Origin of the sequence: Succinivibrio dextrinosolvens DSM 3072 (assembly GCF_900167015.1) — a bacterium.
Taxonomy (GTDB): Bacteria; Pseudomonadota; Gammaproteobacteria; order Enterobacterales; family Succinivibrionaceae; genus Succinivibrio; species Succinivibrio dextrinosolvens.
On record NZ_FUXX01000012.1, the window covers coordinates 1 to 25,772 of the forward strand.

The window sequence follows — 25,772 nt, forward strand, 5'->3', positions numbered from 1 at the left end:
ACGTTCATTAGGTGCTCTATTCAGATTTACAAAAGAACAGATACAGGATATACCTTATCAGGCAGCAATAGATTCTCTAATGAGATGCTTCATTTATATTCCAAAGATTTTAGAAGAAGCAAGCCTGCTAAAGAAAGGTTGTCTTGTTAAAGCAGAGCAGATCATAAATGATCTGTTAGGCTCATGGTTTAACGGGATCTGTAACTTCCTTAAGCAGGTAATTCCATTGCCTCTAGCAAGATAATAAATCAATACAAGTTTTTAAAGAGCATCAATCCTAGAGTGGATCTGGATTTACTTAAATTTTTTATCTGGGAAACTCGAGTAACTGAATTTATGTCACAAAAGTATCTACTTTTAATCTAAATCTGAGAGGTGTGTTAAAAAGTGTTTCTTTTCTGTTCCTCTGCAACACTATACAACACTTTATGTTGCACAAAATGTTGCGTCATTTCACTATAGTTTTAATTTCTTATATTTTTATCCTATATATCAATAAGTTATTTATTCTGGCACACTCCTTGCTCTCCATATATACATACGTACCATCGTAGTAAACAAAACAATAAATAAACATTCTAAGGAGAATACATATGTTAGAAGTAAAAGGCGTGATACCTCCGCTAATCACACCTCTGACAAAAGACGAACACCTTGATGAGGAAGGATTAAAACGTCTTCTTAATTACGTTATCGACGGCGGAGTTCACGGTGTCTTCGTATTGGGAAGTACCGGTGAATTTTACGGACTTGAGTATTCAGAGAAACAGAAGATAGTAGAAAAGACCATCGACGAGGTTAATGGACGTGTTCCTGTATATGTAGGCGCCAGCGCCATCACCACATCAGAGGCGGTAAAGCTTGCAAGGATGGCAAAGTCATGCGGTGCTCAGGCACTGTCTGTTTTAACCCCAATGTTTGTAAGTCCAACAGAGGAAGAGCTATATCAGCATTTCAAAGCAGTTGCAGATGCAACAGATCTTCCAAATATTCTATACAACAATCCTGACAAGACAGGTATCAACATGTCACCTCGCCTGGTTAAGAGACTGGCTCAGATCGAGAACATAGTCGGTGTTAAGGATACCAGTGGTGATATCACTCTTACCTGCGAATACATCAGACAGAACAATACAGAGAACTCAGAGTTTGCGGTTGTGGCTGGCAAAGACACCATGATCTTCCCCGTTCTGATGTGCGGCGGAAAGGGATGTGTTGCAGGAACCGCAAATGTACTGCCAAAGCTTGTAGTTGATATCTACAACAAGTACATCGCTAAGGATTATGAAGGAGCTCTGAAGGCTCAGTATCGCCTTTCAGTATTCAGAAACGCCTATGCACTGGGAAGTTTCCCTGTGGTACCAAAGGATGCACTGAATATCCTAGGAATCAACGTCGGACACCCTATCAGACCTATTACACATATGACAGAGGAAGCACAGGTCAAGCTAAAAGCAATTTTAGATGAACTTAAAGACTACCTCTAATGACTTAAATATAAAAAGGAGATTATAACAATGAAGATCGGTTTTATTGGTTTGGGAATCATGGGTAAGCCTATGGCACGTAACCTGATGAAAAAGGGACACACCCTGGTTGTATCAGGCCATAACAAGGCTGTAGCAGCAGAGTTTCAAAAAGACGGTGCAGGCGTATTTGAGACACCAAGAGAAATTGCTGCAAACTCAGATATCGTCATAACCATGCTGCCAAATTCCCCTCAGGTGGAAGAAGTCGTCCTAGGTAAAGACGGTGTCATTGAAGGAGCAAAGAAGGGATCATGTGTTATCGACATGAGCTCTATTGCTCCTCTTTCCAGCCGCAAGATTGCAGCAGAACTTGAGAAAGTCGGTGTAGATATGCTTGATGCTCCTGTATCAGGCGGTGAACCAAAGGCTATCGACGGCACCATCTCTGTAATGGTTGGCGGTAAGCAGGAAGTCTTTGACAAGTACAAGGATGTAATCGGCTGTATGGCAGCATCTGTTGTAAGAACCGGTGACATCGGTGCAGGTAATGCCACCAAGCTTGCAAATCAGATTATTGTGGCAATCAATATTGCTGCTGTAAGTGAGGCTTTAACTCTTGCAGCCAAGGTTGGAGTCGAGCCAGAGCTTGTCTATAAGGCAATTCGTGGCGGTCTTGCAGGCAGTACAGTTCTTGATGCCAAGGCACCAATGATGATGGACAGAAACTTCAAGCCAGGCTTCAGAATCAATCTGCATATCAAGGATTTAAAGAATGTTCTGGATACCTCTCATGAGGTTGGTGTAACTCTGCCACTGACTGCAAGCGTAATGGAAATTATGCAGGCGCTGAAGGCTGACGGTCATGAGGCTGAAGATCACAGCAGCATCGTAAGATATTACGAAAAGCTGGATAACATCATCGTTAAACGCTAACTACATAAAAAACAAAACAAACATACAGAAACTAATAAGACTGGATTTACAAATCATAAAAAAAAACATAAATTCAGTCTTCAGAACATAACGGAGTGAGTATTATGAGTCTTGCTATAGTAGCCTTTGGCGTACTACTGCTACTGCTGTTCATGATCAAGTTTAAACTGGACGGCTTTATCTCTCTGATCCTGGTATCTCTGATTGTAGGTCTTCTTGAGGGAATGCCTATTGAAGATATCCCTGCAACCATCTACAAGGGTATTGGCGGTCAGCTAAAGAGTCTGGTTCTAATCTTAGGCTTCGGCGCAATGCTGGGTAAGCTTCTAGGAGATTCAGGCGCAGCACAGAGAATTGCAACCACACTGATTGACAGATTCGGTAAGAAGAATGTTCAGTGGGCTATGATTCTGACAGCACTGATTATCGGTATTACCATGTTCTTTGAGGCTGGTTTTATCGTTATGCTGCCTATCGTATTCGTGATTGTTGTTCAGACAGGCATGCCTCTTTTATATGTAGGTCTGCCAGCTGTTATCGGTCTTTCAACAACCCACAGCTTCCTGCCTCCACATCCTGGTCCAACCGCTGTATGCGGTATGTATGATGCCAGTGTTGGCGGAACCTTACTGTTAGGACTTATTATTGCAATCCCAGCTGCTATTCTGGTTGGAATCTACTACTCACGTTCAAAATGGGTTACAAGCTGTGAATCTTCAATTCCAAACGGTCTTACAACCTCAAAAGTTTTCACTGATGAGGAAATGCCTGGCTTTGGAGTAAGTCTGTTCTGTGCCCTGTTCCCAGTATTTCTGATTGCATCAGCAACACTGTGCGACATGTTCCTGCCAAAGGGAACTTTCGGACTCAAATTCATAGACTTTATCGGTGCAGCTCCACTTGCTCTGCTCTTCTCCGTACTTGTTGCAGTTTATCTTTTAGGTCTAAGACGCGGTTCAACCATGACCGAGCTTTCAGCCTCAATGAAGAATTCAATCAAGTCCATGGCCATGATTATCCTGGTTATCGGTGCCGGCGGTGCTTTCAAGCAGGTTATCGTTGATGCAGGTGTAGGCAGAGATATCGCTGAAATTGCAAAAGGTATCGATGTATCACCTATCATCATGGCATGGGCTGTTGCTGCAATCGTCCGTACAGCAGTAGGTTCAGCAACTGTTGCAATCACCACTGCCGCAGGTATTGTTCTGCCAATCGTTCAGCAGAGCGGAATCAGCCCAGAGCTTATGGTTCTTGCAACCTCATGCGGAAGTATCTTCGCTTCTCATGTTAACGATCCTGGTTTCTGGATGTTTAAGGAATATTTCAACATGCCGGTTTCACAGGCAATCAAGGTACGTACAACCTATACCTGTATCCTGTCAGTACTGGGACTAATCGGTGTACTGGCTATAAATGCGGTAATCGGTTAACAGATATAACAACATAGATTAAAAGAACACATATATAAGGAATAAATAAAATGGCTAAGACCCCTAAAATTACAAAAATGGAAGTGCTTCCTGTTGCAGGCCACGACTCAATGCTGTTAAACCTTTCAGGTGCACACAGCCCATATTTCACCCGTAATGTAGTAATTCTGACAGATGAGACCGGAAATGTCGGTTTGGGCGAGGTTCCTGGCGTAGGTAAGATCACTTCAGCTCTTGAAGACATCAAAAAGATTGTTATCGGTTCAGAGATCGGTGACTACAGAAGAGTATTAAATGAGATTGGCAACGCTCTTAACGCTGACAATGAGGAACGCGGCAATCAGACCTTCGATCTGCGTACCGGTATTCATGTAAAGACTGCTATTGAAGCACCAATGCTTGACCTGTTAGGTCAGTTCATGGGACTTCCTGTCTGCAATCTTTTAGGAGAAGGAAAACAGCGCGACAAGGTAAAAGTCTTAGGCTATCTGTTCTTTATCGGTGACAGAAAGAAGACCGATCTTGATTATCTTTCAAATCCTGACTCAGACTGTGACTGGTACCGTCTGCGCTGTGAAGAGGCTATGACACCAGAATCAATCGTAGCCCTGGCAAAGGCTGCTCACAAAAAGTACGGCTTCAATGACTTCAAGCTCAAGGGCGGTGTGCTGCCAGGTGCAGAGGAAATGAAGGCAATCCGCGCGTTAAAGGAGGCTTTCCCAGAGGCTCGTATTACTCTGGATCCAAACGGTGGCTGGCTGCTTGAGGATGCAGTAAAGCTTGTTGACGGCATGCAGGGTATTCTATCCTACTGCGAAGATCCATGCGGTGCAGAGAAAGGCATGTCAGGCCGAGAGGTTATGTCTGAGTTCCGCCGTCGTACCGGTTTCCCAACCGCAACCAACATGATCGCAACCGACTGGAGACAGATGGCAAACTCTCTAATGCTTCAGTCTGTTGATATTCCTCTGGCTGATCCTCACTTCTGGACCATGGAGGGAAGTGTTCGTGTAGGCCAGCTGTGCCAGGCATTCAACCTGACCTGGGGTTCTCATTCAAACAACCACTTTGATATTTCTCTTGCAATGTTTGTCCACACTGCAGCAGCAGTTCCTGGTCGTGTGACCGCTGTTGATACACACTGGATCTGGCAGGAGGGTACAGAGCATCTTACAAAGGCACCTCTACAGATCAAAGATGGCTTTATCGAGGTTCCAAACAAGCCTGGTCTTGGTATTGAGCCTGATATGGACAGCATCTACAAGGCAAATGAGCTCTTTAAGAAGAAGTGTCTTGGAAACCGTGATGATGCTATGGCAATGCAGTATCTTATCAAGGGCTGGAAGTTCGATCCAAAGAGACCATGTCTTGTAAGAGATTAGTGGTCATATGTGTGTGACGGTACTGAATTCGTCATCAATTTGGTACCGTATTTTTTCCGATGCAAGCAAGAAACATTTAGTTATTTAATCTGACAAAATGGATTAACGGTCTGAATTCAGGCCGTTTTTTTTAGGAAAATCCTATGGAAGAAAATATTAGATTTACAGTCAAAATAAACGATAGGGACAATGTCGCCATAGCTCTTTATGATCTGAAAAAAGGCCAGACTATCGAAGACGGTATTACCGTTCAGACAGATATTCCTCAGGCACACAAGGTTCTGCTCTGCGACCTTAAAAAGGATGATGCGGTAATCCGCTACGGAGTGATGCTCGGAACACTTAAGGAAGATATGAAGGCAGGAAGCTGGATAAACGAGTACTCCCTGAATCTGCCTTTAAGACCATCTCTTGAGAATCTTCCCTATGCCACACATCTTAAGGATGTAAATGAGCTTCCTATGCCAAAGAGAACAACCTGGTTTGGCTACAGAAACAAAACAGGTCCTGCCGGAACCAGAAATCTTCTGGGAATTGTAACAACAGTACAGTGTGCTGCAGGTGTCGTAAAGAAAGCTGTAGAAAGAATAAAAAGAGAGCTTCTGCCTTTATATCCAAACGTCGATGATGTTGTTGCGGTAACTCATCCATACGGATGCGGTGTTGCCATCAATGCTCCTGATGCTGTAATTCCAATCAGAGCCATCAGAAACCTGATAAAACAGCCTAATTTCGGAGGAGAAATTATGGTGGTAGGCTTAGGATGCGAAAAACTCACCTTTGACAGAGTGTTAGATGAGAAGGACAACACTCCTGAAAATACCCTGCTGCTTCAGAGTTTCCCTGGCTATAAGGCTATGATGGACGGTCTTATGGAAATGGCAAAAAAGAAGCTGGAGAAGCTCAATCAGAGAACCAGAGAAGAATTACCTCTCTCTGAACTCTTAATCGGCATGCAGTGTGGCGGTTCAGATGCCTTCAGCGGTGTAACAGCAAATCCGTCTGCAGGCTATGCTGCCGACATGCTGGTCAGAGGAGGAGGAACCGTCATGTTCAGTGAGGTTACAGAATTCCGAGATGGTGTACATATTCTGGCATCACGCTGTGTTGACAGAGAACAGCGCGATAAGCTGGTAGCTGAAGTCGGCTGGTACGATCGCTATCTTGAAATCGGCAGAGTCGACAGAGACGCCAATCCATCTCCTGGTAACAAGGCAGGAGGTTTATCCAATATCGTTGAAAAGGCAATGGGCTCCATTGCAAAATCTGGTACAGCATCCATCAGCGAAGTAATCGGTCCTGGAGAGAAACCTACAAAACACGGTCTAATCTGTGCATGCACACCTGCAAGTGATATTGTCTGTGGACCATCTCAGGTAGCATCAGGTATTGGTCTTCAGGTATTCATGACCGGAAGAGGAACACCTTATGGTCTCGAAATTGCACCAGTTTTAAAAGTGTGCAGTAGAAACGAGATGAAAAGTCACTGGTTTGATATGATAGACATATCGGCCGGAGATGTTGCAACAGGAAAGAAAACCATCAAAGAAGTTGGTGAGGAAATCTTTAACTTCATACTGGATGTTGCCTCCGGCATTAAACAGCCATACAGTGATCAGTATGGTTTCCACAACGATATGTGCATATTCAATCCTGCACCAATAACATAAGGCTCATTTTTTTTATGAAGGAATATGTAACCTTAAAGAATGGACTAAAAATGCCTCGTCTTGGCATGGGAATGTGGTATATCGGAGAAGAATCCACCAAGGCCCGTGGCGAGTATGAGGCTATACGCATGGGTATTGATGCTGGTTTAAAACTTATCGATACGGCAGAAATGTACGGCATGGGAAGATCTGAATCCTTTGTCGGAAGAGCTATCAAAAACTACGACAGAAGTTCTCTCTTTCTGGTATCTAAGGTTCTGCCATCCAACGCCGGACGAAACCACATCAGATCATCTCTTGAGCATTCTCTGAGAAGACTTGAGACTGACTATCTTGATCTGTACCTTTATCACTGGATTGGTGAAACGCCATTCCCTGAGGTTGTCGAAAGCATGGAACGCTTTGTTGAGGAAGGAATCATCAGATCCTGGGGCGTATCCAATTTTGACACAGAGGACATGATTGAACTTGTTGAACACAGCGGAGGCGAGAACTGCGTTGTAAATCAGGTTCTCTATCACCTAGGCTCCCGCGGTATTGAATATGATCTTCTGCCATATCTTAAGGATAAAAACATCTTTCCTATGAGCTACTGCCCTTTAGCTCAGGGCGGTTCTCTTTCTCGAGGAATTCTGCAGGATGAAACTGTTCAGAAGATTGCAAGAAACCATAACCTGAGCCCATCTCAGGTTCTACTGGCATTTGTGCTTGCGAATGAGGATATGATTGCGATCCCAAGAAGTTCAAGTGCCAAGCACATGCTTGAAAACGCAGCTGTCAGAAATACAGCCTTAAGCCAGGAAGAACTTGCTCTTTTAAATAAGGCTTTCCCGGCACCAGATCACAAGGTCCCTCTGGACATGTGCTAATCTACATTGCTTAGCAGCTTTAACAGTAATACCTTAAGCTGCTTTGCATCCTCCATGCTGAAGCCCTGCTTGTTCTCACTGATGCGACAGCAGATCTTCTGAGGAATATCTTTTACTTTTTCCTTAAGCTGACGTCCCTGTGGAGTTATCTCGACGATAACAACGCGTTCATCAGACTCATCACGATATTTTTTTATATGTCCCAGAGAACATAGTTTCTTTATAACAGGAGTGAGAGTACCAGAATCCAGGTATAGTTTTGCACCAAGATCCTTGACTGTAATTTTCTCATGTTCCCACATAACCATCATGGTTACATACTGAGTGTAGGTAAGACCTGAATCCTTAAGAAGTCCGGCATAGTTGTTAACAACCCTTCTGGCACAGGCATATAGAGGGAAACAGACCTGATTCTCAAGTAAAAGTGGGTCGTTTTTATCTTTTTTTTGCATATTCATTAAATGTTTTCCAAGGTGAAATGTTTTACTTTCAGGCAATCTGTCTTTTAAAGACAGAGTAAATTCACTCTTATGTAAGCTTTATTTTATCAGTTTTATTTAATTTTTTTCTATATTCATGCGCTTATGTGAATTCAGCATATTTTTATAAAATTTCCTTAAATTTAATTTGACACAATTAAATTTTACTATATAATGATAATAAATTAAACAAGCGGAGCTGATAAATATGATCATCTCCGATTTATGAAGAGATATCTAAATACCTTTAAAGCAAAAATTTTAAAAGCACCAGGAGAAAATATTATGTCAATGATGCCAGTAAATACTGATAGTTTTGAAAAGGAAGTTTTAGGTGATGACAGCTTCAAGATGATGTTTGTCGGCGCTGAGTGGTGTGGCCACTGCAAGGCAATGAGACCGGGAGTAATGGAGTTTTCAGCAGAAAATCCTGATATCAAGCTCTGTTACGCAGATGCAGATGAGTCAGCAGAGCTTGCTGAGAGATTCGGAATCACAAGTATACCTGTTACCCTTGTATTCAAGGATAAAAAAGAAGTTTTAAGAAAGGTCGGAGCTCTATCTAAGCAGGATTTAGGTGAGATTGTAAAAAATTACCGCTAAATAACAAGACGCTATATAACCAACAAAAAACTGTTGTTTAAGCCTGAAGATCCCTTCAGGCATTTTTTTTAGAACTTGTACTCTACATCTAGAGCCAGGCCCTTCATTTCGTAACCTGGGTTATGAGAGTTCATGCCGTTTGAGGCATGAGCATAGTAGGCACTTATACCCACAGCAGTATAGTTACCAAACTTGTAACTCAGACGTGGACCAACCTGCCATAGAAAATCATAGCATCTTCCTCCTGCAGGATGAGCCTTTGTGAAGAATCGCATTGAACCTGCAGCCTCAAGACCTGCATAGAAATTTCCAAACGGATTGAATTCAAGACGGGCCATAACTGAAGGACCAATACCTACGGCATCAGAATTGTTCCTCTCTTCCCTGTCCATATAGCCTTCAGCAATAGTGGCAATACCACCACCGTAAAGAGAAAGATAGTCATTGTTCCAGAGGTGGGTATAGACATGCAGATTGTAGTTATCAACGTGCTTGTCAGATTTATTATGTCTTAGATATTCTGTCTGAAAATCCCATCCTTCAACAGTTGAGGTCTGAGCCTGTACCAGACTGCAGGCACACATCATAGAAGCAAACACACATGCCTTTGTATATTTCTTTAGGTTAATCATTCTTGAGATCCTTAGTTTGTTATACTTTTTTGATAATTTTTCAGAAGGTTAGTTTCGATTCTATCAAAAATAATATTCACTATTAGTTTTAATAGGTCAAATAGTGACGAAGGCATAAGAAACATTTCAAAAATCTATATCACATAGATTTTTTAACTTTAATGAACAGACCAGGAAATAAAAAAAAATACTTAGGGAAATGAATTTTGTCGTGATAAAAGTCACAATGAAAACTTAGTTTTCTGAATTTTTTCTATATCAAAATTTATTTATTCAGGATTATATTCCCCACCATGATCCATGAAAAATACAGATAGAATCAGATAATGACACGAAAACTTAGCGTAAAATTATAAAAAAATACAGATCTTCATATAAAAGACTTAGATGAATTTTCTTTTTATAGGCAACTAAAATTACACTTTTTTTAGATCCTAAAACCAAAAATCCTTAAATTACCTCCTTGATAAACAACAGATTTTTTTATTTTTAGTAAAAAACCTAATTGTAAAATATAAAACAAAATGCTAGTATTAGGCACTTTTTTGATTTCCATATCAGAAAAGACTTAGATAAAAATTATAAAGAAAACGTTCGAACTTCAAGGAATCAGTCAATGTTCAAACTCATGATACCAATAGGAGTTGCTCTCGCGCTCATTGCAGGCTGCAAGAACACTTCCTCTCAGGACAACAACATCGACGCCGCACACATCAATAGTGTTCTGCAAAGAAACATAACCACTCTCAGCGACGCTACGCTCCTACTCGGCACTCCTGCCTTTATCTCTGTTACAGAAGACGGAAAGAAGATTGCAGGATTCAATCTTGTAAACAAAGCCTTTACAGATGATTTCAGCAATAACCTCATCAAGGGAACCATGTCTTTCGGCAGGAAGACATCTCTTATCCCTAAGGTTACCAAGAATGTCTTTTTAGAGCTTGATGAGAACAATGTCGTAACTGACTATAAGTTTGCCGGCACTGCATGGATTGAAAAGCAGAATTTCTTTGTAAGAAATGAGGCTAACATTACTCTTTCTCAGCAGGAAATCTTTGAAAAGCAGGACTTTACCGCTGAATACATCTACGGCAGATACCAGCAGGTACTATTACAGAACATACAAGACAACTATAAAATGCTGAGTGAAAACGACAGCTCTGACTGCGAATACAAATGCCAGCTATATAAGAATGCAAATGACCTTTATGGAACACTATACAAATTACAATCCGATAACTCAAAGAAGATCCCCGAACAAATCTGACAAAACAAAGGCACAGTATTTACAGAGCATCTGCCTATAAAAATACTGTGCCTTTTTCAACACACTGCAAATTAAATTCTCAACCTAAAAATCCGCTTATAATCTGATCTTCAGCCTCATGTTCATCAAGACCTAGGGTCATCAGCTTAATCAGCTGCTCACCTGCAATCTTTCCAATGGCAGCCTCATGTATCAGTGCCGCATCCACATGATTAGCCTCTAAAGAAGGCACCGCAAGAATAGTACCGTGATCCATGATGATAGAATCACACTCTGTATGGCCGTTACAGCGGGCATTACCGCTGATGCAGGCATCAAGCTTCTGATAGGAGTAATCTTTAGCAATAGATCGGGATACCACATCAGCACTTGAACCATCTCCGTCCAGTGAAATCTTATACACACTCAGAGCCTTCTGACGGTCGTGAGTTAAAAGACGTTCCTTAACCACAAACTTGGCATTGGCCTTAAGATTGGCAATGGTTCGTCTGTAGGTACTGTCAACGCCCCTTATCTGTACCATCTCCATTTCCATAACACTGTTTTCATCCTGAAAAACCTCAGTTACAGGATTCAGAATCTTCTCGCCGGTGCCCTCACCAGAGCCGAAGTGTTTCTCCACATAACGGACTTTTGAGTTCTTTCCCACATGAAAGGTATGGATACCATCGTGCTCTGTTTTCTGATCACCGCAGTTGTCTATGCCGCAGCCAGCCACAATCAGAACATCACAGTTCTCTCCGATATAGAAATCATTATGAACAACCTCCATATGACCGGTCTGAGTCAGTATCACCGGAATATGTACACTCTCGTTTTTTGTATTGTCCTTAATATGTATTTCAATACCGTTATTCTGACTGTTGGTCTTTATATCTATATTGGCAGTAGAACTTCTGGATAATACCTTGCCATCCGCCCTGAGATTATAGGCTCCGCTTGGAGTTCCATGCAGATCTGCAACCTCACCGAAGAGTTTCTGCTGTAAATCACTTAACGCATTTTCCATGATATTGCTCCAAGTTCACCTGACATGATTTCCTGATTTGGGCAGGCCTCAGCCTGTGAAGTTCCAATGATTCCAGGCAGAATCTCCTTTCTGCTGCCATAATTTTCAATAACACCGTTTGAAAGAATCGCAATGTTATCAGCGATATTCATGATGCGCTCCTGATGGGAGATAATCAGCATGGCTCCACCTTTAAGATTGTTTCTCATGGTGCTGAAAAGACCTGTAAGCTTCTGAAAGCTCCATAAATCTATACCGGCCTCAGGCTCATCAAACAGAGCAAGTTTAGGAGCCTTGGCAAGAATAGAGGCAATTTCTATACGCTTTAGTTCACCGCCTGAAAGAGATGAATCCAGTTCTCTGTCAAGATAGGAATCAACACAAAGACCTACCTCGCATAGGTATCCGCAGGCCTGTTCACGGGTAAGACCTTTTCTTCCGGCAGCAATATTAAGTAAACCGTATACAGTCATGCCTTTGATTTTCACAGGCTGCTGAAATGAAAAACCTATACCGAGTCTGGCACGTTCGGTAATACTCATAGAGGTTATATCCTGACCTTTATATATAATCTGTCCGCTGCATGGATTTTCTATTCCCATGATGATTTTGGCCAGAGTTGACTTACCGCTGCCGTTAGGTCCGGTAATAACTGTCAGTTTGTCAGGCTCCACTGTGAAATTGAGATTTCTGAGAATCTGCTTCTCTCCGTTCTCATCGTTTACCTTAAAGGATATATCCCTAAGTTCGAGCATTTATTTCTCCATAATTTCTTGATTCAGGCGTCACTTTAGTTTAGATTGGCAAGTAAGTATGTTGGAAAAACAACAAAATATGTAATTAAAATGAAAGATTATCTCGATAAAGTAAAATTCTCATTTCTCTTCAATGGCATCAGCTCACGCGAGCTTGAGCTGGCCTTGGACTGTCTTAGGGCAGAGGATATGCATTTTCCCAAAGGAATGGTCATAGTGAAGGAAGGTGAACTCTGTGAAAGATTCGGTCTTCTGATCTCTGGTCAGCTTCAGTCAACTCAGTATGACTATCAGGGAAACCGCTCGATTATCCAGACCATTGAACCGCTTCAGATCTTCAATGAGAACTACTGCTTTGTACATGAGAAATCACCTGTGAATATCGAGACAGTGGAAGACAGTCATGTACTGTTTCTAAAATCAGATATTCAGGGAAGCACCTTTCCTCCTGCCTGTTCCTTCCATAGAAGGCTCCTGAATAATCTATTTATAATTCAGACACATAAAAACGTTGAGCTGACTCAGAAACTTGAGTGCATGTCCAAAAGAACAACACGCGAAAAGCTTATGACGTTTCTGAAACTGGAAAGCTTAAAACAGGGTGCAAAAGAGTTTGATATCAGGCTGGACCGTCAGCAGCTTGCTGATTATCTGGGAATTGAAAGAAGCGCCATGTCGGCAGAACTCTCACGCATGGTAAAAGAAGGACTAATCCGTACGCGAAAGTTTCACTTTGAAATAATTTAACTTTAATCTAGCAAGAATACCCCCCCGCCTCTATGTGGTGGGAGCATGTCACGCAATTCTGAATTTCAACAGAAAGCAAAAATAAGGCAAAACCTTAATCTGCTATTTACGGTTGTGAGCGACAGCCTTCAAAGCAACAGGTGAGATGACGGTGAAAGATAAGGTGAATAATAACATTAAAGACATAAACAGCATTTCTATAAAGCCTCAAAAAGAACCTAAAAAATACGTGACCTAAAGTTTCCTCTAGGTCAAAGTATTATTTTTTTGCCATTGTTATTATTAGTTTTGGATAATAAGAATAGATTAGGCTACGGTATCCAGAAGAGAGCCCATAGTCTTGTTCTGAACCTGAACTGCTTTTGCATTTGCCTTGTAGACAACTTCATCTTTCTTCATATCGGTCAGTTCAGATGAAAGGTTAACGCCAGTCTGTGAAGATTTCTTAACTTCATTTACAGAAGTGCCGCTAGCTGTATTTTTTTCAGAAACACTTTCTGATGAAACTACCTGCTGTGAATGAAAATTCTCAGTATTTGCATTGGCAATATTGTGAGCAGTACTGTTCATTCTAAACTGATTAACATCAAGACCAGAAGTAGAAATTGCTAAACTCATATAATCTCCAGAAGGATTGAAAATAGACAAAGGTTCAAAACCTTTTGGAGCAATTATAAGTGATCTTTATCAAATTTTCCTGTTTAATATATTATAAAAATCAAAAAAAATCGGATATTGTTGAAATATAAAAATATATTCTTTGAAAAAAATTATTATCTGTCAGAACAGTATCAATAATTTCACCTCTCAACTTCAGGAATCAAGTACTCATCATTCAGAAAAATTTGACTAAACTTAAAATATGTCCTCTAAACAAGGAGCAAATATGCAGTTATCATCCTTAAAAAAAATATTCATCATGGTCATTACAGCAGCACTCATGACCTGCTCCTTATCCTGCTATGCACAGAAAACATGAATACAGCAGTTCAAACTTTTTCTATTTTTCTAAAGTGAATCGTACCAGCTCTTAAACTCATCAGCTGTTACGTGGCTACTGAATCGATTTCCATCCTTAAAGGAAGGCTTGCCTCTGATATTCTTTTTAATGTTCTCAATGCTTTTTTCAATACCACTACCGCCTGAGGTACATACAGGAACCACCGTTTTTCCTGAAAAATCATAGGATTCAACAAAAGTATCAATAATTCTTGGCTCCTCAGCCCACCACAGTGGATATGCCAGAATCACAGTCTTGTATCGAGTAAGATCAGCATCGAGAGCCTTAAGCTTAGGACGAAGTGCAGGATCCTTCTGTTCGGAATTGGCTCTGCAGGACTCGTTATGATAATTCAGATCCTCCTCCGAGTATGGTTCCAGAGGGACAATCTCATACCTGTCTGCACCGAGAGCAGAGGAAATGGTTGTGGCCATGGCTCGGGTGTTTCCTGTAGCAGAGAAATAGACCACAAGTGTATCGCTGGTGGCTGCACTTGCAACCGAAGAACCTGACATAATCAGGGAGAAGGCAAACATGGAAGAGAGCAGTCTGACAAAGAAATTACTCATAATTTGATCCTCACACTGTAGTATATACACACCAGTCTACAATACACTTTAAACCTGTTTTTTAAGCCAGAAATTTTTGTTTTTTTGATCATTACGTAAAAACAGAATTTCTATGTGTGAACTCTATAGTGTTATTGAATAGTTAATTTCTTATCCTCTCTGAAGATCTGATTTTTGAGTAAAAATTAAAGCCAAGAGAGCTTTTGTCTATGGCACTGTCAAGAAAGTCAGGATCATGCATATGCAGCAGTACTTTATTAAGATTAACCTCACTTTTAAATGAGAACGAGGTAATATTCTCCGCATCATCCACTCGTATACTCTTTTTTATAATTTTTATAAGCCTGTCATACTCCAGATCAACAATCCTGTAGCAGTCATCTCCATGATTTTCACCAGTATTGATACAAAAACCGTAGACATAGCGGAACTTCCCGCGGCGACGCACCTCATTCCAGTTAAAACAGGATATATAGCCCTTTTTAACCAGAAATCCTGATGAAGCCAGTCGTTTAAAGAAGGACTCTCTTTTAAAAAGCAGTACATCTGACGATATCTGAGTGTAGGCTTCATAATCACAGCCTAAAAGCTGCTTTTTATATGCAGGACTTATTTCATAGGCCTGCTGACGGTGATTTCTTAAGATATAAGGCTCATCTGATGGAATATGCTCCTCATATAATTCAAGAGAACTCTGACACTTCTGCTCAATCTCAGAGTACAGGTCAAGGGCCACCGCCAGTGCTCTGTAGGCAGGAGATCCATGCTCTACAAGATAGCCATTTTCAAGACGGTAAAAGCCTTCAAGCTCAGGGTCGATTCTTCCAGAATAAAATAGAGAGAGCAGATACTGCCCTGCCTCATACATGGAGGAAAACCTGCAGATACTGGCACAGCAGGCTCTTGAGTCAGCGGATTTTAATACATCAAAGTAAATTGAGTCTCTCCCAAAATCCACTAGCTCCCTATATAGATTCATGGAGGCTCCATCTTTTCTTTTTACACAGGAAAGATATGTGCGCAGGTCCGGATTCTGATTTAGATACTGCAGCATAATCCTTGAGAAAATACCGTCATGAACCTTGCTTCGGCTCTGATAAAAGAAATAACGAAGATAGGTAGCCTTATGTTTTTTTGCAAAATCCATAAGATTATCACTGAGGATATCATCTGTTTTAAAGACATACCTCCCTCCAGGAGTCGTAATCTTATAGTCAGAGACAATCTTGCCTACATCGTGCATCAGAGCTAGCACCAGAAAAAACACCTCAAGGCGTTCATAATCCTCAGCCATGATTTCATCGTAGCAGCCGAATTTACGTACTGAATCTAAAATCATTACTGCAGTTAAAAGAGAATGGGTTAACAGGCCGCCAGTGTCAGAATCATGCAGTACATGTGATGCAGGCGCATTGAATACGGTCTTTACAAGAGTAGAAATTACAGGTTTTACATAACGGCAGTAGATTCTCTCATCCAGAAGAGTTCTCTCGTGAAGAGAAGCGATAAGAGCCCTATTTAAGATAATAAGTCCATCTGTGGATTTCACTTCAAATAATTCACTGCCGTCACGCAACAGGAGTTTATAGTCAGATAAACGGTTATCCTCAGGTCCTTCCGTACAATGAGAGGAAGTTTTGAACAGCTCATCTCCTCGCTCACTATTCTTAAAAACAGAACTGCCAGCCTTAGAGAATCTTTTAAAAAATCCTTTAAGCATCAGCATCTATAGAGTTTTCCTGATTGAAGTTTGAGATTAGCGCCTTTTCAAGATCGCAAAGTTCCTCAGCAGAAAGATCAGATGAAGATGAAGTAACATCAGGATCTGGATCTTCAGATATGACCTCAGAATCTTCAGACTTACTGCAGTTAGAATCAGCAGCATCAATCAGAGCCTTAAAGGTATCAACCTCGGACACGCCTTCTTTCAGAGCTTTTTTTGAGGATTTAGATGCAGCACTCTTTCGTCTGGTATTTCTTTTAGAACTATCTGTTTTTGCAGACGTTGTATCAGCTAATTCCGTATTTAGTGAAGAATCATCATTTTCAGTAGTTTTGAGTGTTTTTCTGGTAGTTTTTGAAGTTTTTTCTGTGGTTTTAGTTGAATTTTCTCTATTTTCACTGTTTTTATCATCTGAATTATCCGGAACAGAATTCTCATCCAGCATAGATTCCGTAATTACGGTATTTTTCTCGTTTTCTACGTCATTTCTTATGTTTTTCTGCAGATTTTCATGTGGAATAACTCCAAAACGTATCTTATCAGCCTCAATCAAGGTATCCAGAGGCTCACCTAAAAAACAGTAATGAAGAGGCCCCTTTAATGGCTTAAACTCGATATAGGTCGGATCATATGGTCTTATGGTAATACAGCGGAGTGTTCTTAACATCGGCTCAGGATCGCTCATACTGCGAAGCTCAACCACATTATAAGGTTCTGCGGTTAACGCTCTGAAATTATGCGGAAAATAGATTTCAAAGCCTTTCACAAGATAGGTCTTACGGTTTTTTAGAAGAGAAATCCATCTGGATTTTCTTTTATAAAGACAGGAGAAAAGATACTCTGAATTTAACACCAGATTGTAAAAATCCTTCTTTCTTCCATCTGTATCATCCAGAGTAAAATCTGTCGTTTTCTGCTCAGAAAATTCAGTTTTAAGGTCAATTTTCTTTAAATTTTCATTAAAATCTACATAAAAGTTAAGATCAGTATAATAACGTTCGATTGCTCTGTAGATAAGATTATGAGCAATAGAACCTTCCTCTATGACAAAGCCGTTAGGAAGTATAAAGGCACCTTCGGTTTTCTCAGAGATGATTCCGCTTCCTAAAAAACGTCTCAGATATACTCCAAGATCAATAAGAAAACCGCCCTCATGAGTACACAGATAGGAGCTTATTTCATCTGCTTTGAGCATCATGTTCTTAAGATTATTCTCAAGTAAAAAGAAACTGTCTATCTCAGGCTTTTTCTCCAGGGAATTGAATCTCAGCTCTTCTTTAGTAAAGCCAAGCTCTAAAGTCAGATTTCTAAGCTTAAGGTACTGAGGACTCTTTCTTAGACACTCAAAAGACTGCGGACACTTTGAGATAAGATGCATAAAGCTCTCATCAAAGCTGATCTCTGTATTATCCTCTCGTTTAAGGAAGAACCTCAGATGTGTGGCTCTGTGGATTTTTATGAATTCCTCGAGATTGTCATGCTTTAAAAGCTTAAACTCATAGTTTCTGCCGGGAGTTGTGATTTTAAAGCGCTGATAGAACCTGTAGATACTCAGTGAGAGCATCAGATAGAAGCATTCAAAGAAGTTCTGAGGACCTGTGGCCTGAGCAAGTGATGATTTACTGTAAATCTCAGAGAACGTTATAATGCCCATCAGAGCCTGCTTTATAAGCTGGGTAGAGAAGACACTGCTTAAGGTATGATCTGCTGGAGATACACTAACAATACTGATAAAGCGTCTTAGTACCGGAAGAATCTCAACCTCATAATCAATAAAGCAGTCTGAGCTTAAAGCTCTGTTCTTTATAAGCTCAATTAAAAAGGAGTGTTCCTCCATAAGTTCATCAGTAGTTCTTACTCTTCTGACACAGTCCCCCTCCCCTGAATAAAAGACAGTATCAGAGCCAAAATCATTATCTTCAAGGGAAATCACCTGTCTTGAGATAAGTACACTCTCAGAACTGTCACCAAAGATATTTCTTAAAAAGCCCATATTAACCTTCCTTTTAGCCAACCAGAACAATTACCGCAAGACGGGTTCCCAGAAGAAACACACTTAAAAGCAGCATTACACATGTCAGATAAATCAGATCACAGAAAGACTGGAACATCAGAAAGATGGTCAGATAACGGAGCATGGTGGTAAATACTGATACCAGATTAAAGGAACTCTTAAAGGAGACCATGGATGATCTGAACATGCAGATAAAGACATAGCCAAAACAGAAACCAGCAGATAGGATCTGAAATAGCACACCGAAATGGCCGTAGATTAGAAAAAGAATACGGATTACAAAAAGACGCAGACTGTCATAGACAAAGGTGTTCTTAAGAAAGTCAAAGGATTCCATAATCCTGTGTACATACTTCAGTCGTTCAAAGAATGTCTCGGAAAAACAGTTAAACAGTGTATCCATCTCAGGATAGATAAAGGTCATGGATGCCGGCTCAGTAATATCCAATAGATACAGAATCACTGAGAACACAATCATTGCTGTCAAAAAGAGAAAGTATTTTTCAAGAAAATAAAAAAGCATGAGAACACCTTAATCAGTTAGAACCGGAATCACGCCCTTGATGAGTCTGCCGTCATTAAGCTTTGCAACATACTCAAAGTTAGGCAGCATCATTAGGGCTGAATCAGGGAACAGACACTCATCAGCACCTGCAAGTCCATAGTTGTAGGACTCGGAAACACCTCTGGTATAAACCTCGTATCTTGAGGCAATGGAGGTTGAACGGCGATAAATAGTGGTCTTTGCAAGAGTTGAGGTAAAGGCCTTGGCTGTATCGGCATCCTTGATACGCAGAGCAATCATGTTGTTGCAGTTACCTATAAACTGTGTTGCAGCATAGTCAGAGCCGAATTTCTTTTTAAAATCACTAAGTGTCTGAGTTGCAAGAGTAACCGAGGCCTTAGCACCACGGCCCTTGTTTAAAAGCTGAACCAGATACTCATTACAGACCTCGGCAGCCTCATCCACAAAGATGCTGATATGAGGACCACTGTAGTTTCTGGCATAGATATCTCCACAGAAGGAACACAGATCAGCAAGAATCAGTCTTCCCACATAGGAGCATAAAAGAGAGTTCTTAAGAGCATTTAAAGATACATACAGTACCGAACCGCTCATATAGATATCCCTGATGCTGATGGCTCCGCTGTCCTTTGAAAAATAGCGGCTAAGATCGGACATGGAGAGAGAACTCATAATCGGATTTACTGATGATGAAACCTTGATAAAGTAGGTATCATCCTTACAGCACATGGAGTAAAGATGCTCAAACTCCTCCTCGGCAGGAGTGCTGTCGCGATTAAGAGAGCGGATAAAAAGATAGATCTCATAAAGCACACGTGCCTTCTCCTTAAGGTTACGATAGGGATCGAAGGTCTTTGAGGAAGAGCTTTTCTTTTCCTTTGAAGTACTCTTTGAAGATCTGCTGCTCCTCTTTGTCCTTCTGCCAGATGCAGAATCCTCACTCTCTTTATCATCAGAGGTCTCTTCATCTGTAATACTTTCATCTGTCTTCGTCTTTACCTCAAAACCGCTTATTTCCATGTAGCCAGCCAGCTTAGGATAGCTCTCAATATCCAGACCGTTTTTTGTACAGAATGCCGCAATCTGATCGAGGGCTTCTTTAGAGCTGTTCTCAAAGGCATAGCTTATAAGACGGGTTAAGAAAGCCTTAAAGTAGAATTTAAGATTCATGGAATTCTTAATGGACGAGATGGTTATGGGGCGTCTTAAATAGTTAAGGGAAATCACTGCCGCACAGATAGCCTCTGAGGCATAGTTGGTAAAATCACTCTTACTCTCCAGCAGAGAGGTAAGTCTGTCTGCAATTTCTGTAGGTTTGTTGGAAGAGCCTAAAAGATTAAAAGCCGAGGTATTATTCTCAAGCTCATAGGTATCTAAAACCTCAAAGCGTTTATTACAGTTTTGAGCCATGACTCTGGCTTTTTCCTTAAGCTCACTGTCGCCTTTAGGGTCGATGACAACCACCACGTCATCTCTTGATATGGCCTGAGAAATCAGAAGATCAAAAAAACGGGTCTTGCCTGAACCTGGGGTTCCGAATATCAGAGTATGACCTTCAAGATCTTTGACATGAGTAAAGATATCTCTGCCTTTACCCAGATTCTGAATCTGAAAGCTGCCCTGATTAGGACCAGTAGCTCCTGAAAGACCGTTTTCAAGGAGAGCATGAAGTTCACGGCTGTGTTTCGGTTTAAACTCGTAACCTACCCCAAGATATACAGGTTTTGAGGTATATTTTCTGTTTTTTAGCGAATTCTGTTCATTTTTTAGCTTTTTCTGGAGTTTTTTAAGAGAAATTTCAAAAAATGAGGAAATATTCTTTGATGAATAATAATAGTCCTCATAACCGAGCATTGCGGCACAGACAATTATGGTGATACCTACAAAACAGGCATCTAAAAACACAAAAAAGCTGTCTGTATAGATACAGGATACAAGCAGCCAGGACAGATTCACTGCCAGCATTAACAGATAGATATTCTTTGAATCGGCTGTGGCTGAATTTTTCTGACGCATTTTTCTCCTCCGGAAGAGGAAAAGCTTAAAGCATGAAAAAATGACATGAAAAATAAAGCCCTATTTTTTGTGAAGAAACAAAATAACGAACTGAAATATAAGAAAAATGTAAGTTTTACTGAACAGAGTTTTTTTCAAAAGAAAATCAGATCTGAAAAAAAATTTCCTAACTGTGATTACAGGCGGATTTTAACGCAAAAAATTATCACAAAATCGCACTGCAAAGCCATTTTTGTATTAAGATGAGTAAACAAATTCACTTTCATATATAAAAAATATAATTAAGACTTATGCTAGAAAACAGACTTCCTCCAATTATTTCAAGCCTGCTTGAGAACGACATGTACAAGTTTTCAATGGGACAGGCTATCTACCACCAGTTCAGCGATTACAAGACCACCTGGACATTCAAATGCCGCAATAAGGAAGTTTTCTTCACACCGGAGATGGTTGAGGAAATCAAGGCCCAGATCATGCTGTACTGTTCTTTAAGATTTACAGAGGAGGAACTGGACTATCTGCATAAAATCCGCTGGATAAAAGGTTCATATGTAGATTTTCTACGTCTGTGGTCTCCTCGCTATGAGGACTTCACCATCACCAATGATGGCGACTGCGGACTTTCAATCGAGACCAAGGGAACCTGGCTTAACACCAGTATGTATGAGATCCCAACCCTTGCCATCATCAATGAGGTTTATTTCAGATATCAGTACGATTATGATGATCTGCTAAAGAGCTTTGAGGATAAGCTGGATGAAAAGATTGGCTGGCTTACAGGCGGAAAATACCAGATTTCAAGCTTCAGTGAATTCGGTCTGAGACGTCGTCTTTCTGCAGAAGCTCAGGCAATGGTGGTTAAGAAATTCAAAGAGGCAGATCTTAAGGACAGCTTCTTTGCAGGAACTTCAAACGTTTATCTGGCAAAACAGTTCAATGTAGCCCCTATCGGCACCATGGCCCATGAGTGGATTATGTGTGTAGGTCAGGGTAACCACAAGCACAATCCAGCCTACTCAAACTGGTTTGCACTTGAAGCATGGGTTAAGGAATACGGTGTTCTAAACGGAACCTGTCTGACCGATACCATTACAACAGACTGTTTCTTAAGAGATTTCCAGCTGACCTACGCTACCCTTTTCTCAGGAGCCCGTCATGATTCAGGTGATCCTTTCGTATGGGGAGACAAGATGCTTGCCCACTACAACAGACTGGGAATTGATGCTAGAAACAAGACGCTGCTCTTTAGTGACAACCTAGATTTCAAGAGAGCAAATGATCTGTATCATTACTTCAAGTCAAAGGCCAAGGTTGCATTTGGAATCGGCACCTACCTTTCAAACGATACCAAGGTGGAGCCTCTTAACATCGTTATGAAGACCACTGCCTGCAACGGTATGGATGTCGCCAAGATTTCCGATGTTAAAGGTAAGGAAATGTGCAAGAACCCTGACTACGTCAAGTATCTGCAGAGATGTATCGCCTGGCGTATGAATAACGATCGCTAGTTCTGTTTTTTTAGATAAGATAGATTTTTCTGAAAGATATTCAAAGGCTCTACTGACGGTTTCCACGTATTATCTGGGACTGAAATAGAGCCTTAAATGTTTTTTGAAGGCACACTTTCCACAGATATTCCTTTTACTGAATCATCGGCATTCAGATCAAATCTCACAGCCGCTAATCTTCCCTTTCTGACACATGAGAAATCAGTACAGAATACCTTATCAGAAAAGCTTACATCCTCAAGTGTGACCGTATCAGGAGAACGGCTGCGCAGCCAGTAATGTCCGACAACAATATTCTTTGGCGGCTCTTTTCCTATCCAGCCTTTAAGCTGCTCAAGCTTTCTGTCTGTGATTTTTGAATCACCCACACTTAAGGCCACATCACTGTATCGGGTATTCTCATCTACCTTCATCCACCACTTGTATCTAATCTCGGTACGGACCTTGCCGTCCTTATCCACAAAAAACTCTCCATAAGGCAGAGTTAATTCTGTACCTTTGAGAATGATTTCTGCCGCATCGGCAATTTTAGTAATACAGCCTGCGGCATCCTTACAGGAATCCTTGAAAAAGGAGTCATCCTTTATGCGGTGTTCAGAATCAAGGTATGGAGATAGAAGTCTCATCAGACGTGAATTCCAGCAGGCATGAACTACCCCCAGAGATGGAAAATCCAGCCAGAGAGGCAGAGTTTTCATCCATTCTATGGTATCAAAGTAAAAATCAGGATCAGATATGGCAAAATCGCAGAAAGCATCGCCGAAGAGGTCTTTCTTTAATCGAAGATTAAGGCTTTTGAGAATGGCGTTATATTCATGATTACCCATGACAGACAGAGCCTTACCGTTCTCAATCAGAGTTCTTACAAGAGCAATACACTCCTTCTGCTGAGAACCTCTGTCCACAAGATCGCCTACAAAGACAAGCCTGCGCTCTGAATCCTCACCGAGTTTATCCAGAAGCTCGCACAGCTCATCATAGCAGCCATGAACATCGCCGATAACATCAAAACCTTTCACCTATGACTCCACGACACATAACTTAAAGCTAAGATTAAGTATGTATTAACTTAATGTTATTTCGTAAGAATCTGCCATTCAGGCTCTTTAAAACCAACCAGCACAAAATCTTTGCCTACGACCAGAGGACGTTTCACCAGCATGCCATCTGATGCAAGCAGACTGTACTGCTCATCCTCAGGCATGGAAGGAAGCTTTTTAGAAAGCTCTAAAGACTTGTAGAGAAGACCGCTAGTATTGAAAAAGCGCTTTAGAGGTAGACCGCTTTTAGAGTGAAGCTCACGGATGGTCTTCTCATCAGGATGCTCAGATTTAATATCCAGAAGCTGATACTTAACTCCCTGATCATCTAGCCATTTTAGGGCTTTTTTGCAGGTTGTGCATCTTTCATAGCAGTAGACTTTTATCATCAAAAACTCCTTACCTGTATATGCAGTACTTAAAGCTCAAGCTTTTCTCCATCCAGAGCAGCGTATATGAGATTATCGCCTTCATAGCAGAGTTTTAGGGAGAAAAAAGGATGATTTTCAGACATAAGTCGTAAAAAAATCTTATCTCCCTCCCATATTGGCAGAGATGAAATCCTGTCTTTTCTAACCCACTCAAGATCGCCTTCAGAGCAGTCAGATAGAAGCTTTCCTCTGTACTCTCTGGCTGAATACAGAAACATATACTCCGTTCCGTATTTGTCTGAGACAAAGGTGATGATGCCATGAAGCTTAGGAGCTACCGGAGTAACACCGGTCTCCTCCTGCATCTCACGTACAAGACACTCCTCAGGAGACTCTCCCTCCTCAAGATGTCCGCCGATACCAATCCATTTGTCCTTGTTGATATCCTTTTCCTTCTTGGTGCGATGGAGCATCAGATAGCAGTCATCCTGCTCAAGATAACAAAGTGTTGTCAGATTGTTTCTGTAATCCATAATCAGTAGTTAATAAATACCAGATAGTAGCCTTCAGCCTTAATTGAGAAGGAATCAGAGGTTACCTCATTCAAGGTCCCCTGCCAGAGCTCATCAAAATCATAGATATCCCACTTAAGATTGGTACTCTTAAGATTACGGGCACCAAAATTAAAGATACTTACCTGAGTTCCCTTCTCTGCCTTAAACTCTGCATCCCCGCAGCATGGAATGAAGACACCATGATCGGTATAGGCTCTTACCTTTATTTTAAAGGTCTTAAGATACCAGATAAGCAGGGAGACATTTGCCATGGCATGATCATCCCTCTTGCCGCTGATTCCAAGATAGTTAATCTCGGTAAATCCCTTTTCAATACAGAATCTGGTAGCCTTGGTCAGATCGTTGAAATCCTGCTCCTCGTATTCAACATAGATATCACGATACTTTTCCTTAAGATCCTCTGAGAGTGAATCTCCATCGCCAACAATAGCAGAAGGTCTGATATCTTTTACTGTAATATCAGAGTGATGCTCCTTCTGAAAACGCAGAAGAGAATGGATTGAACCATCGGTACATACCAGAAAATCTGTATCCTTCAGAATCTTAAGAGGGATCTGATGTAAAGGAAAATCCCCGTTTGCCAGGATTACTGGAATGTTTTTGCCATTGATTTCCATTTACGATAACCTGCAACTGCAATTAGTACATACAAAGCATAAAGTCCTGCGCGGAATGGCAGTCCCTGCTGAATAAACATGATAACTGAAATAATATCCACAACTATCCAGACAATCCACTGCTCCACATATTTATAGGCAAGAGCAAATACACCCACAAATGAGGCTGCGGTTGTAAAGCTGTCCAATACGGGTATTTCACTGTCGGTAAAGGTTACCAGAATCTCGTAGGTGATACCGAAAATAATCAGCATAGCAATCATGTAGCGGCAGATCTTTTTAAAGGTCATACAGGTTATCTGTCGCTCGGTGTGATTCTTACCGCCGTATTTCCAGTTTAGGACACCATAGACGGCTACCAGTGCAAAGACCAGTGAAATAAACGCATAAGCATACATACCGTTGGTTGAGAACAGATAAATATCAATCAGAGGCATTAGAATGCCAAGCAGCCATACCCAGATTGACGCCCTGTATTCATAGTAGATATATAAAAGTCCCAGTATGGTAGTAAAAATATCCAGCCCGTGTTCAGTTAAAAATTCCATAAAAATATTCTGCAAAAAAT

The 25,772-nt window shown here is 41.0% G+C and carries 26 protein-coding genes; 11 read left to right on the forward strand and 15 right to left on the reverse strand.

Going from position 1 to position 25,772, the window contains the following annotated elements; genetic code table 11:
* From B5D46_RS12120 to B5D46_RS04740, 7 genes are all read left to right on the forward strand, one after another.
* Positions 1-244, forward strand: a 244-nt coding sequence (locus B5D46_RS12120) for a hypothetical protein (RefSeq protein ID WP_159443007.1), incomplete at its 5' end; no start/stop codon positions are given.
* A 349-nt stretch (positions 245-593) separates the two neighbouring features.
* Positions 594-1,487, forward strand: a complete 894-nt coding sequence (gene dapA, locus B5D46_RS04715; RefSeq protein WP_078928465.1) for a 4-hydroxy-tetrahydrodipicolinate synthase — start codon at positions 594-596, stop codon at positions 1,485-1,487.
* 30 nt (positions 1,488-1,517) lie between these two features.
* Positions 1,518-2,402: a 2-hydroxy-3-oxopropionate reductase gene (gene garR, locus B5D46_RS04720; protein ID WP_078928466.1), complete on the forward strand. Its 885-nt coding sequence runs from the start codon at positions 1,518-1,520 to the stop codon at positions 2,400-2,402.
* 104 nt (positions 2,403-2,506) lie between these two features.
* Complete coding sequence (locus B5D46_RS04725) at positions 2,507-3,832, forward strand: gluconate:H+ symporter (RefSeq protein ID WP_078928467.1); 1,326 nt, start codon at positions 2,507-2,509, stop codon at positions 3,830-3,832.
* Between the two features lie 50 nt (positions 3,833-3,882).
* The gene (locus tag B5D46_RS04730) at positions 3,883-5,214 is read left to right on the forward strand and encodes an enolase C-terminal domain-like protein (protein WP_078928468.1); all 1,332 of its coding nucleotides are present in this window, start codon (positions 3,883-3,885) and stop codon (positions 5,212-5,214) included.
* A gap of 143 nt (positions 5,215-5,357) precedes the next feature.
* Positions 5,358-6,884 (forward strand): UxaA family hydrolase, encoded by a 1,527-nt coding sequence (locus tag B5D46_RS04735; RefSeq protein ID WP_078928469.1) that lies wholly within the window; start codon positions 5,358-5,360, stop codon positions 6,882-6,884.
* Positions 6,885-6,898: 14 nt separating this feature from the next.
* On the forward strand, positions 6,899-7,753 hold the full coding sequence (locus B5D46_RS04740; protein ID WP_078928470.1) for an aldo/keto reductase: 855 nt from the start codon (positions 6,899-6,901) through the stop codon (positions 7,751-7,753).
* Here the strand turns inward: B5D46_RS04740 and B5D46_RS04745 are convergent.
* A complete protein-coding gene (locus tag B5D46_RS04745; protein ID WP_200805016.1) occupies positions 7,750-8,211 on the reverse strand; it encodes a MarR family winged helix-turn-helix transcriptional regulator in 462 nt (153 codons plus the stop codon). The two genes, B5D46_RS04740 and B5D46_RS04745, sit on opposite strands and share 4 nt — an antisense overlap.
* A 306-nt stretch (positions 8,212-8,517) precedes the next feature.
* Here B5D46_RS04745 and B5D46_RS04750 point away from each other — a divergent pair, with 306 nt between their 5' ends.
* Positions 8,518-8,835 carry a thioredoxin family protein gene (locus B5D46_RS04750; RefSeq protein ID WP_159443021.1) on the forward strand — a complete coding sequence of 106 codons (318 nt, stop codon included), beginning with the start codon at positions 8,518-8,520 and terminating at the stop codon, positions 8,833-8,835.
* 68 nt (positions 8,836-8,903) lie between these two features.
* On the opposite strand, the gene B5D46_RS04755 is transcribed toward B5D46_RS04750, so the two are convergent.
* A complete protein-coding gene (locus B5D46_RS04755) occupies positions 8,904-9,467 on the reverse strand; it encodes an acyloxyacyl hydrolase (RefSeq protein WP_078928472.1) in 564 nt (187 codons plus the stop codon).
* A gap of 616 nt (positions 9,468-10,083) precedes the next feature.
* Between B5D46_RS04755 and B5D46_RS04760 the strand changes: the two genes are divergently transcribed.
* Complete coding sequence (locus B5D46_RS04760) at positions 10,084-10,734, forward strand: hypothetical protein (protein WP_078928473.1); 651 nt, start codon at positions 10,084-10,086, stop codon at positions 10,732-10,734.
* Positions 10,735-10,813: 79 nt separating this feature from the next.
* Here B5D46_RS04760 and B5D46_RS04765 read toward each other — a convergent pair whose 3' ends face one another.
* Together B5D46_RS04765 and B5D46_RS04770 are read right to left on the reverse strand one after the other, a co-directional pair.
* Complete coding sequence (locus B5D46_RS04765) at positions 10,814-11,743, reverse strand: SufB/SufD family protein (RefSeq protein WP_078928474.1); 930 nt, start codon at positions 11,741-11,743, stop codon at positions 10,814-10,816.
* Positions 11,728-12,498, reverse strand: coding sequence for an ABC transporter ATP-binding protein (locus B5D46_RS04770; RefSeq protein ID WP_078928475.1), 771 nt, complete (start codon positions 12,496-12,498; stop codon positions 11,728-11,730). The genes B5D46_RS04765 and B5D46_RS04770 overlap by 16 nt, the downstream gene beginning before the upstream one ends.
* Positions 12,499-12,588: 90 nt before the next feature.
* Here B5D46_RS04770 and B5D46_RS04775 point away from each other — a divergent pair, with 90 nt between their 5' ends.
* A complete protein-coding gene (locus B5D46_RS04775; RefSeq protein WP_078928476.1) occupies positions 12,589-13,245 on the forward strand; it encodes a Crp/Fnr family transcriptional regulator in 657 nt (218 codons plus the stop codon).
* 306 nt (positions 13,246-13,551) lie between these two features.
* On the opposite strand, the gene B5D46_RS04780 is transcribed toward B5D46_RS04775, so the two are convergent.
* The 6 genes from B5D46_RS04780 to B5D46_RS04805 all read right to left on the reverse strand — a co-directional run bounded on the left by B5D46_RS04780 (position 13,552) and on the right by B5D46_RS04805 (position 21,093).
* Entirely contained in the window at positions 13,552-13,863 is a 312-nt protein-coding gene (locus tag B5D46_RS04780; protein WP_031491722.1) for a flagellar basal body protein, read from the reverse strand.
* A gap of 390 nt (positions 13,864-14,253) precedes the next feature.
* Entirely contained in the window at positions 14,254-14,814 is a 561-nt protein-coding gene (locus tag B5D46_RS04785; protein ID WP_078928477.1) for a flavodoxin, read from the reverse strand.
* Between the two features lie 142 nt (positions 14,815-14,956).
* Positions 14,957-16,540, reverse strand: a complete 1,584-nt coding sequence (locus B5D46_RS04790; protein ID WP_078928478.1) for a TraI domain-containing protein — start codon at positions 16,538-16,540, stop codon at positions 14,957-14,959.
* The gene (locus tag B5D46_RS04795; protein ID WP_078928479.1) at positions 16,527-18,530 is read right to left on the reverse strand and encodes a hypothetical protein; all 2,004 of its coding nucleotides are present in this window, start codon (positions 18,528-18,530) and stop codon (positions 16,527-16,529) included. The genes B5D46_RS04790 and B5D46_RS04795 overlap by 14 nt, the downstream gene beginning before the upstream one ends.
* A gap of 13 nt (positions 18,531-18,543) precedes the next feature.
* Complete coding sequence (locus B5D46_RS04800) at positions 18,544-19,074, reverse strand: hypothetical protein (RefSeq protein ID WP_078928480.1); 531 nt, start codon at positions 19,072-19,074, stop codon at positions 18,544-18,546.
* 9 nt (positions 19,075-19,083) lie between these two features.
* Positions 19,084-21,093 (reverse strand): type IV secretion system DNA-binding domain-containing protein, encoded by a 2,010-nt coding sequence (locus B5D46_RS04805; protein ID WP_078928481.1) that lies wholly within the window; start codon positions 21,091-21,093, stop codon positions 19,084-19,086.
* A gap of 290 nt (positions 21,094-21,383) precedes the next feature.
* Here B5D46_RS04805 and pncB point away from each other — a divergent pair, with 290 nt between their 5' ends.
* On the forward strand, positions 21,384-22,601 hold the full coding sequence (pncB, locus tag B5D46_RS04815) for a nicotinate phosphoribosyltransferase (RefSeq protein WP_078928483.1): 1,218 nt from the start codon (positions 21,384-21,386) through the stop codon (positions 22,599-22,601).
* 92 nt (positions 22,602-22,693) lie between these two features.
* On the opposite strand, the gene B5D46_RS04820 is transcribed toward pncB, so the two are convergent.
* From B5D46_RS04820 to pnuC, 5 genes are read right to left on the reverse strand one after another with little or no spacing between them, the layout of a single operon-like run.
* Positions 22,694-23,620, reverse strand: a complete 927-nt coding sequence (locus B5D46_RS04820; RefSeq protein ID WP_078928484.1) for a metallophosphoesterase — start codon at positions 23,618-23,620, stop codon at positions 22,694-22,696.
* A 56-nt stretch (positions 23,621-23,676) separates the two neighbouring features.
* On the reverse strand, positions 23,677-24,030 hold the full coding sequence (locus B5D46_RS04825; RefSeq protein WP_078928485.1) for an arsenate reductase family protein: 354 nt from the start codon (positions 24,028-24,030) through the stop codon (positions 23,677-23,679).
* Between the two features lie 29 nt (positions 24,031-24,059).
* Positions 24,060-24,545, reverse strand: coding sequence for an NUDIX hydrolase (locus B5D46_RS04830; RefSeq protein ID WP_078928486.1), 486 nt, complete (start codon positions 24,543-24,545; stop codon positions 24,060-24,062).
* A 2-nt stretch (positions 24,546-24,547) separates the two neighbouring features.
* Positions 24,548-25,204: a thiamine diphosphokinase gene (locus tag B5D46_RS04835; protein ID WP_078928487.1), complete on the reverse strand. Its 657-nt coding sequence runs from the start codon at positions 25,202-25,204 to the stop codon at positions 24,548-24,550.
* Positions 25,174-25,752 (reverse strand): nicotinamide riboside transporter PnuC, encoded by a 579-nt coding sequence (pnuC, locus tag B5D46_RS04840; protein WP_078928488.1) that lies wholly within the window; start codon positions 25,750-25,752, stop codon positions 25,174-25,176. The genes B5D46_RS04835 and pnuC overlap by 31 nt, the downstream gene beginning before the upstream one ends.
* Between the last annotated feature and the right edge of the window lie 20 nt (positions 25,753-25,772).

Excerpts from the sequence above, each read along its gene's own strand:
- dapA (WP_078928465.1), top strand. The coding sequence starts at position 594 with ATGTTAGAAGTAAAAGGCGTGATACCTCCGCTAATCACACCTCTGACA.
- garR (WP_078928466.1), top strand. The coding sequence starts at position 1,518 with ATGAAGATCGGTTTTATTGGTTTGGGAATCATGGGTAAGCCTATGGCA.
- B5D46_RS04725 (WP_078928467.1), top strand. The coding sequence starts at position 2,507 with ATGAGTCTTGCTATAGTAGCCTTTGGCGTACTACTGCTACTGCTGTTC.
- B5D46_RS04730 (WP_078928468.1), top strand. The coding sequence starts at position 3,883 with ATGGCTAAGACCCCTAAAATTACAAAAATGGAAGTGCTTCCTGTTGCA.
- B5D46_RS04735 (WP_078928469.1), top strand. The coding sequence starts at position 5,358 with ATGGAAGAAAATATTAGATTTACAGTCAAAATAAACGATAGGGACAAT.
- B5D46_RS04740 (WP_078928470.1), top strand. The coding sequence starts at position 6,899 with ATGAAGGAATATGTAACCTTAAAGAATGGACTAAAAATGCCTCGTCTT.
- B5D46_RS04745 (WP_200805016.1), bottom strand. The coding sequence starts at position 8,211 with ATGAATATGCAAAAAAAAGATAAAAACGACCCACTTTTACTTGAGAAT.
- B5D46_RS04750 (WP_159443021.1), top strand. The coding sequence starts at position 8,518 with ATGTCAATGATGCCAGTAAATACTGATAGTTTTGAAAAGGAAGTTTTA.
- B5D46_RS04755 (WP_078928472.1), bottom strand. The coding sequence starts at position 9,467 with ATGATTAACCTAAAGAAATATACAAAGGCATGTGTGTTTGCTTCTATG.
- B5D46_RS04760 (WP_078928473.1), top strand. The coding sequence starts at position 10,084 with ATGTTCAAACTCATGATACCAATAGGAGTTGCTCTCGCGCTCATTGCA.
- B5D46_RS04765 (WP_078928474.1), bottom strand. The coding sequence starts at position 11,743 with ATGGAAAATGCGTTAAGTGATTTACAGCAGAAACTCTTCGGTGAGGTT.
- B5D46_RS04770 (WP_078928475.1), bottom strand. The coding sequence starts at position 12,498 with ATGCTCGAACTTAGGGATATATCCTTTAAGGTAAACGATGAGAACGGA.
- B5D46_RS04775 (WP_078928476.1), top strand. The coding sequence starts at position 12,589 with ATGAAAGATTATCTCGATAAAGTAAAATTCTCATTTCTCTTCAATGGC.
- B5D46_RS04780 (WP_031491722.1), bottom strand. The coding sequence starts at position 13,863 with ATGAGTTTAGCAATTTCTACTTCTGGTCTTGATGTTAATCAGTTTAGA.
- B5D46_RS04785 (WP_078928477.1), bottom strand. The coding sequence starts at position 14,814 with ATGAGTAATTTCTTTGTCAGACTGCTCTCTTCCATGTTTGCCTTCTCC.
- B5D46_RS04790 (WP_078928478.1), bottom strand. The coding sequence starts at position 16,540 with ATGCTGATGCTTAAAGGATTTTTTAAAAGATTCTCTAAGGCTGGCAGT.
- B5D46_RS04795 (WP_078928479.1), bottom strand. The coding sequence starts at position 18,530 with ATGGGCTTTTTAAGAAATATCTTTGGTGACAGTTCTGAGAGTGTACTT.
- B5D46_RS04800 (WP_078928480.1), bottom strand. The coding sequence starts at position 19,074 with ATGCTTTTTTATTTTCTTGAAAAATACTTTCTCTTTTTGACAGCAATG.
- B5D46_RS04805 (WP_078928481.1), bottom strand. The coding sequence starts at position 21,093 with ATGCGTCAGAAAAATTCAGCCACAGCCGATTCAAAGAATATCTATCTG.
- pncB (WP_078928483.1), top strand. The coding sequence starts at position 21,384 with ATGCTAGAAAACAGACTTCCTCCAATTATTTCAAGCCTGCTTGAGAAC.
- B5D46_RS04825 (WP_078928485.1), bottom strand. The coding sequence starts at position 24,030 with ATGATAAAAGTCTACTGCTATGAAAGATGCACAACCTGCAAAAAAGCC.
- B5D46_RS04830 (WP_078928486.1), bottom strand. The coding sequence starts at position 24,545 with ATGGATTACAGAAACAATCTGACAACACTTTGTTATCTTGAGCAGGAT.
- B5D46_RS04835 (WP_078928487.1), bottom strand. The coding sequence starts at position 25,204 with ATGGAAATCAATGGCAAAAACATTCCAGTAATCCTGGCAAACGGGGAT.
- pnuC (WP_078928488.1), bottom strand. The coding sequence starts at position 25,752 with ATGGAATTTTTAACTGAACACGGGCTGGATATTTTTACTACCATACTG.